The organism is Plantactinospora alkalitolerans (genome assembly GCF_015690345.1).
Taxonomy (GTDB): Bacteria; Actinomycetota; Actinomycetes; order Mycobacteriales; family Micromonosporaceae; genus Plantactinospora; species Plantactinospora alkalitolerans.
Genome location: NZ_JADPUN010000064.1, coordinates 1 through 6,010, shown reverse-complemented (window position 1 = coordinate 6,010; position 6,010 = coordinate 1). Strand labels below are relative to the sequence as shown.

The following is a 6,010-nucleotide window of genomic DNA, read 5'->3' as shown; positions in this document are numbered from 1 at the left end:
CCAACACCTGCCGGAACCCCGGATCCCCCGACAGATCAGTACGGATCACCAGCGTGTTGACAAAGAACCCGACCAGATCATCAAGCGCCTCATCCGTACGCCCCGCCACCGCCGACCCGATCGGAATGTCCGTACCCGCACCCAACCGCGACAGCAACACCGCAAGAGCCGCCTGCACCACCATGAACGCGGTGCTGCCCTCAGCCCGAGCCAGCTCGACCAGCCGCTGATGCACCTGCGCCGGAATGCGGATCGGGGCCTGACAGCCGCGGTGGCTCGCCACTGCCGCGCGCGACCGGTCCACCGGGAGCGCCAACTCCTCCGGTACGCCGGCCAGCGCGGTACGCCAATAGGCGACCTGCGCCGACAACAGACTGTCCGGGTCGGAGTCATCGCCCAACAACTCCCGCTGCCACAACGCATAGTCCGCGTACTGCGCCGGCAACGGCTGCCAGCCGGGTGCCTCGCCACGGCTTCGCGCCGCGTACGCGATGGATAGGTCACGCACCAGCGGACTCATCGACCAGCCGTCGGTAGCGACGTGATGCATCACCAGAACCAGCACGTACTCGTCCGGTGCGGTGCCAAACAAGGTCGCCCGAATCGGCACGTCCATCGTCAGATCGAACGCGTAGCCGGTAGCTCGCTCCACCGCCCCGGCCAACTCATCGGGCTCGACGAAGTGGACCTCCATTGCCCACGCCAGTTCGTCCGTCGACCAGATCAGCTGGTAGGGCTCCCCGTCGGCGACGGCGAGCGTGGTACGCAGCGACTCGTGCCGAACGATGACATCCCGCAACGCCGCCCCCAGAGCGGCCACGTCCACGGTGCCGGACAGCCGGGTGACGACCGGGAGGTTGTAGACCGCGCTCGGCCCTTCCAACTGCGCCAGGAACCACAGGCGGCGCTGAGCGAAAGACAACGGCGGACGCTCGGGCCGCGCCCCCGATCGCACGACCACTCGGGAGCCGGTGGTGGAGCCTAGCCGTGCAGCCAGTTGAGCCGGAGTCGGGATCTCGAACAGGACCTGCATCGGTAGGTCGACGCCCAGCAAAGCCCGGATCCGGGAGATGAGACGAACGGCGAGCAGGGACTGACCGCCCAGTTCGAAGAAGTTCTCGTCGACGCCCACCGACTCCGCGCCCAGTACCTCCGCGAACGCCACGCAGAGCAGTTCTTCCTGCTCGGTCGCTGGCGCACGGCCACCGCCGGTGGCGTACTCCGGCGCGGGCAACGCCCGCCGGTCGAGCTTGCCGTTGACCGTCAACGGCAACGCGGGCAGCGTCACGAACGCGGCCGGCACCATGTACTCCGGCAGAAGACGGCCGACGAACGCCTTCAGCTCCTCGCCCGATACCTCGCCCTCGGCAGGCACGAGGTAGGCAACCAGACGCTTGTCTGCGGGGCTGTCCTCACGAACGAGCACGACGGCCTGAGCCACGCTCGGGTGCCCAGCCAGCACGCTTTCGATCTCGCCGAGCTCAATCCGGAACCCACGCACCTTTACCTGGTCGTCAACGCGGCCGAGGAACACGAGCTGCCCGTCGGGAGTCCAGCGGGCCTGGTCACCGGTGCGGTACATCCGCTCACCCGGCGCGTACGGGCACGCCACGAACCGCTCTGCGGTCAGCCCCGGCCGGCCGACATAGCCACGCGTCACACCGACGCCGGCAACGTACAACTCGCCAGCCACGCCGACCGGGACCGGCGTCAGGTGACGATCCAGCACGAATATCCGGCCGTTTGCGATAGGAACGCCGATCACCGGTTCGTCGTCCTCGCCTAGCGGGAACGACATCGACGCACACACCGTCGTCTCCGTCGGCCCGTACGCGTTGATGAACCGCCGGCCCGGCGCCCACCGGTCGACCAGGGTCCGTTCCAACGCCTCACCGGCCGACACCAGCGTCGACACCGACGCCAACTCGTCGGTCGTCAACGTGCCCAGCAACGCGGGCGGCAACGTCGCATGCGACACCCTGTGCCGGCCGATCACCTCGGTCAGACCAGCGCCCGGGAGCAACTCGTCCGCCGGCGCGACCACCAGCGCCGCGCCCGAACACAACGCCATCAGCACTTCCGAGGTCGCCGCGTCGAACCCGACCGACGCGAACTGCAACACCCGCGAGTCGGGTGTTACGCCGAACCGGTCGATCTGCGCCACCGCCAGGTTCACCGCGCTGCCGTGGGTAGCACCCACACCCTTCGGTGTACCGGTCGAACCCGACGTGTAGATCACGTAGGCCAAGCCGGCCGGGTTTATCGCCGGTAGGGAAAGCACCTCGCCCCGGAGGTCCTCCACCCACAGGATCGGCACATCCCATGCCTCGGCGGCGACATCACGACTGGACAGCACCATTCGCGCACCGCTGTCGGACAGCATGAACGCGATCCGCTCGGCGGGCAGGCCCGGATCGATCGGCAGGTAGGCCGCACCGGCCCTCCAGATTCCGAGCAGCGTTGCCACCAGCTCCGCTCCTCGCGGCAGCAACACGCCGACCACCGACTCCGCACCGACGCCTTGGGCGAGCAGGCTGGCCGCCACCTCGCCGGAACGCGCATCCAACTGTTCGTACGTCAGCCACAGGCCGTCACCGATCAGCGCTGGCGCATCGGGCTCGGCCGCAAGATGCCGCGCGAACAGGTCCAGTGCGGTGGCTGCGGGAACCGACGCCGCAGTGTCGTTCCAGCCGTGCAGCAGGCGGTTCCGTTCCTGACCATCCAGGACGTCCACGGAGCCGAGGTCGGTGGCCGGGCCACCGTCGAGCTGCGTCGCAAGAGCCGCAACCACACGCTCGAGCGCCGTACGCATCAGCAGGCCGACCGCGACGGGATCGATCGGGCGAACCGCCTCGATGGTCAGACTCAGCCCGCTCGTGCCATGGTCGTTGACCGACAGGCCGATCGGGTAGTTGGAGTGGTCCGGAACAGCCCGGCGACGGATGCCACCGAGTCCGGCGCCGTGCGCTCGCCTGCTGCCGCTCGCGAGGTGCCGGTAGTTGAACAACGCGGTGAACAAGGGGACGTCCCCGGCTATTCCGCTGGCCTGCTGGGCCAGGGCGAGCGGGGCGTGTTCGTGTTCGAGCAGCCTCCCCAGTTGATCACGCATAGCCTGGACTGCCGCACGAACATCGAGCCCATCCGTACGAGCCCGTACCGGCAGCGTGTTGATGAACGGGCCAAGCACCCGGTCTGCGCCTTCACCCGCGTTCATCCGGCCGAACAGCACGGTGCCGAACACCACGTCGTCACGGCCGGAGAGCACGGCCAGCACTCGCGACCACACCACGTGCAGCACGGTCGCCGCCGACACGCCCAGCCGCCGGGACACGTCCCGGAGCGCGGACACTGTCTCGTCCGGCACCGGTACCGGCACGATGGACGAGTCTGAGCCGTCGCCGCGTACATTCAGCAGACCGAACGGTGCGGTAGGTTCGTCGACCTCGCCGAGCAGTTCAGCGAAGTAGCGTTCGTGTTCCGCACGGGGCACGGCGCGGGTTTGCGCCACGAAATTCCGGAACGGCGGGGCCGGGGCCAGCTCGTCGGCACGGCCCGCCGCGATCAGCCGCAGCTCGTCCAGCAGGGTGTCCATGCCGACGTGGTCCTGCACCAGGTGATGCATGCGCAGCACACCCGACCAGCGGCCCTGCGCGGCCTCCGCCACATGCAGATTCATCAGCGGCGCCTGCCCGAGATCGAATCCAGCGCTGGCCGCTCGCGTCAATCCTTCCGCGTCGCTCGGCTCCACCGTGTGTTCCACCAGCGGGAACGTTGCCTGGCGCCACACCACCTGCACCGGCTCACGCAACCCGTCCCACACAATCGCCGTGCGGTAGATGTCATGCCGATCCACGATCATCTGCAAGCCGCGTGCGAACCCGTCGAGACGCTCCCGCGAATCAAACTCCAGTACCCGCGTCGTCACATACCCATCTCGGCCATCACCGTGGGCCAGCAGGTGGTGGAAGAGCATGCCTTCCTGCAACGGTGCCAGCGGGTACACGTCGGCGATGTTCGCCGCGCCGCCGTCGACCGACGCCACCACCCGATCGATCTCCGCGCCGGTCAACTCGACCAGAGTCAACATCTCCGGCGTGATCTCCCGCGCCTCGGCAGGAATCAGATTCGGCGGCACATTGTCCCGCACCGACACGGTCGCCGAAGCCGCCAACCCAGCCGGCGTCGGAGACTCGAACAACGCCCGCACCGACACCGACAAACCCACCACCCGCAACCGCTCCACCAACGACACCGCGAGCAGTGAGTGTCCGCCCAGCTCGAAGAAGCTGTCGTCGACACCGACGGTGTCGATGCCGAGTACGTCGGCAAACGCGGTGCAGAGCAGTTCCTCCTGCACGCTCGCCGGTGGCCGGCCCGCACCCGCGGTGTACCCGGGTGCCGGTAGCGCCCGCCGGTCGAGTTTGCCGTTGACCGTCAACGGCAAACTCGCCAGGGACACGAACGCGGCCGGGACCATGTACTCCGGCAACTGACCAGCCAGGAACGTCTTCAACCGCTCGCCCGGAACCTCGTCACCGGCCGGCACGACGTAGGCGACCAGCCGCTTGTCACCCGGCACGTCCTGGCGGACCAGCACGGCGGCCTGAGCGATTCCCGGGTGTTGGGCCAGTACCGTCTCGATCTCACCGGGTTCGATCCGGAACCCGCGGATCTTCACCTGCTCGTCCGCCCGACCCACGAAGATCAGCTGACCATCCTCGGTCCACCTCGCCAGGTCGCCCGTGCGGTACATCCGCTGGCCCGGCACGTACGGGCAGGCCACGAACCGTTCCCCGGTCAACCCCGGCCGGCCCACATAGCCACGCGCCAACCCGACACCAGCGACATACAACTCACCCGCGACCCCGACCGGCACCGGCGCCAACGCCTCATCCAACACATACAAACGGGTATTCGCGATCGGAGCACCGAACGGCACTGGACCAGGCCGGTCCGGATCCACCTCACCGGTAGCCACCATCACCGTCGCCTCGGTCGGCCCGTACGTGTTGACCAACCGACGACCCGCCGACCACTGCCGCGCCGCCTGCTCCCCGATCGCCTCCGCACCCACCACCAACGAACGCACCGCCGGTAGCTGCTCCGGCGACAACACCGACAACAAAGACGGCACCACACTGGCCACCTGCACCGGCAACCCGGCCAACAACCACGGCTCAGCCCGCTCCCGCTCCCCCGCGATCACCAACGTCCCACCACCGGCCAACGACACACCCACATCCCACACCGACGCGTCGAACCCGAACGACGCGAACTGCAACACCCCCACCCCCGCGCCCACACCCAACAACGGCCCGAACACCGACACCAGATTCACCAACGAACCATGCGTGACCCCGACACCCTTCGGCCGACCCGTCGACCCCGACGTGTAGATCACATACGCCAACCCCGCCGACGACACCAACCCGGCGGTGAAGGACCCGGCGGTGAACGTGCCGCCGCCGCCGTCGCCGGACAGTTCCGTCAGCCGTAGCACCGGCACACCAGCGACATCGACGTCGACATCGTCGGCGGCGAGCACCAGCCGGGCGCCGCTGTCGGCGACCACATACCCGATCCGCTCGGCCGGCAGCTCCGGATCGACCGGCACGTACGCGCCGCCGGCCTTCCACACCGCGAGCATCGCCGCGACGATCTCCACACCCCGGGGCAACAGCAGAGCCACCACCGACTCCACCCCCACACCCCCAGCCACCAGACCAGCAGCCAACTCATCCGACCGCGCATCAAGCTGCGCATAGGTCAGACTCGCTCCGCCGGCGGTCACCGCGACAACATCCGGATGCGCCACCACCTGAGCGGCGAACAAATCCAAAATCGTGCCGTCCGGTGTCGGGGCCGCGGTGTCGTTCCAGGCCTCCAGCACCAGCGTCCGCTCCGCCGGATCCACCACATCGACCGCACGCACCGGCAGATCCGGCGACGCCGTCACCAACTCCAACACCCGACCGAACCACCGCGCCAACCGCTCCACCGTCACCACATC

Annotated in this window: 1 protein-coding gene; it reads right to left on the bottom strand. The window is 68.4% G+C overall.

The features are described from left to right. Window positions 1-6,010: non-ribosomal peptide synthetase (locus I0C86_RS04375; protein WP_196199894.1), on the bottom strand; the 6,010-nt coding region annotated here is incomplete at both ends.